Genomic DNA, 279 nt, shown 5'->3' with positions numbered 1-279 from the left:
ATCCAGTCGCCGGTTCAGGGCTCGGTCGGGTTCGAAGGGCGCTTCGACTGGACCAAGGACGCCGAGCCGACGTCAAGCGGCCGCCTGACCACGCCCGGCCTGGATTTCGTCAGCCCGGCCGGCGCGGTGAAGGGGTTGAAGGGCGATGTCGCCTTCACCAGCCTGACGCCCCTGATCACGGCCCCGAACCAGCATCTGACCGCCGACAGCCTGTCGGTCGGCGCCGAGGTCACGGCCCTGGACCTGACCTTCTCCATCGACCAGGCGGGCATCGTCATC

General features: G+C 68.8%; 1 protein-coding gene. It reads left to right on the top strand.

From position 1 onward, the window contains the following. Window positions 1–279: hypothetical protein (locus CVH10_RS19805; RefSeq protein ID WP_146143140.1), on the top strand; the 279-nt coding region annotated here is incomplete at both ends.

Origin of the sequence: Halomonas sp. ND22Bw (genome assembly GCF_003011945.1) — a bacterium.
In the GTDB taxonomy this organism is placed as follows: Bacteria; Pseudomonadota; Gammaproteobacteria; order Pseudomonadales; family Halomonadaceae; genus Halomonas; species Halomonas halophila.
The sequence above is the reverse complement of the archived record's forward strand: the minus strand, read 5'-3'. Positions and strand labels throughout refer to the sequence as shown.